The organism is Arthrobacter sp. CAN_A2 (assembly GCF_015752045.1).
Lineage (GTDB): Bacteria > Actinomycetota > Actinomycetes > Actinomycetales > Micrococcaceae > Arthrobacter_D.
The window spans coordinates 1-1,801 of record NZ_JADOUS010000058.1; the positions used below are offsets into that span (position 1 = coordinate 1).

Below are 1,801 nucleotides of genomic sequence, written 5' to 3' on the forward strand. Positions count from 1 at the left end.
CCAAACGCCCCCACGCGGCATCCGAAAGACTACGAGTACGAGACATCCCACCATGATCTCGTTCATCCCACCTCGGGGTTAGGAGACACGCCCTAAATGCGAAGGGCCGAATTATCGCGTAGGTTGTCCTGATAGGACAGCTTCGTATGGAGGGACGCCACACAGATGTCCAGTGTGATCGTGCCCGGTCTCGGGGTACGGCAAGACCCGGTGGAGTTCCAACGGTTGATGCTTGAGGGGATGGCCTTCGCGGTACTGCTGGTCGATCCGGCACTTCACCGCATCACAGCGTCCAACGCCGCAGCAGACGCGGTGTTCGGGTATGCGGACGATGGACTGACCGACGCCTCACTGGGTACATGTCTTCCGTCCTGGGAGGAAGATCTCGGCTCCTCCGCGCCTGAGCTGCCTACTGTTGATCCTCCGCGACCGCGGGTGTTCACGACGCGGGCTCAGCGCTTCGGTGGCAGTAACTTCGTGGTGGAAGCCTCTATCACACGTCCCCGTCACAGCCCCTTTTGGGTTGTGTCCGTGCGGTCTCTAAGCGATGACACGGTGCAACCTCCGTCCCAGATGCAGGAACTTGTATCCCTGCTCAACGCGACGCTCGAATCGACGGCCGACGGGATCCTCGTGGTCGGGACAGATGGGCGCATCACCGGGACCAACTCGCGTTTCGCAGAATTATGGCGCATCCCGACTACTGTGCTGGCGACCCATGATGACGCTGCGATCATGGCACTCGTCTTGCAACAGCTCAGCGACCCCGATGCCTTCCTCGCGAAGGTCCGCGAGTTGTACGCCGAGCCGCGGGCCGAAAGCCTTGATGTCCTGCACTTCAATGACGGACGGGTGTTCGAACGGTTCTCCCGTCCCCAACTCCTGGCCGACACCGTCGTGGGCCGAGTGTGGAGCTTCCGGGACATCACCATCAGGCGCCATGCCGAGCTCGAAGCTGCACGGGCTCTGCGGAAACTTCGCAAGAGGGCAAAGGAACTGCACAAACTCGCCTACATGGATCCGCTGACCGGTCTTGGCAATCGGGCCCTGTTCAACGATGCGCTGGAAGCGGCGCACACCGCCCCCGCTGAAGAAGATCTGACTGTTTTCCTGCTAGATCTCGATGATTTCAAGGAGGTCAATGACATTTATGGGCACCAGGCGGGAGATGCGATGCTCATCGAGGTGGCTCAGAGACTGGGCTCTTGCGTGCGCAAACGTGACACCATTGCTCGGATCGGTGGAGACGAGTTCGTGGTCATCCTGCGGTCGGCGGAGGACGCGGACGAGGTGGCGCAGCGGATCGTGGACGCCCTCAGAGCGCCAGTGGAGGTATGCGGTGTTGCCCTTCGCCCCAGCATCAGTCTCGGCATTGCCAGTCGATACGCGGACTGCTGCCCCAACAGTGGCGCGTCGGACCTCTTCAGGCGTGCCGACATCGCCATGTATGAGGCCAAAAGCGCCGGCAAGAACCGTTTTGTCCGGTTCCGACCGCACATGATGGAAGACCTTCTACAAAGATCCCGTCTGCAGGAGAGCCTCCGACAGGCCGTCGACGCCGGCGACATCCACCCCGTGTACCAGTCCGTCCAGGACCGCTCGGGCAGAATCCTCCAATACGAAGCTCTCGCCCGATGGACGTGGGAAGGCCAGCCCTGCCCTCCCGACGTCTTCATTCCTGAGGCCGAAAGTAGCGGCCTGATCATCGAACTAGGGCGTGTCTCCTAACCCCGAGGTGGGATGAACGAGATCATGGTGGGATGTCTCGTACTCGTAGTCTTTCGGATGCCGCGTGGGGGCG

The 1,801-nt window shown here is 61.2% G+C and carries 1 protein-coding gene; it reads left to right on the forward strand.

All coding sequences use genetic code 11. From position 1 onward, the window contains the following. The first annotated feature begins 165 nt into the window (after nt 1-165). Nucleotides 166-1,728 carry a diguanylate cyclase domain-containing protein gene (locus tag IWX63_RS16560; RefSeq protein ID WP_199279245.1) on the forward strand — a complete coding sequence of 521 codons (1,563 nt, stop codon included), beginning with the start codon at nt 166-168 and terminating at the stop codon, nt 1,726-1,728. Nucleotides 1,729-1,801 lie beyond the last annotated feature (73 nt).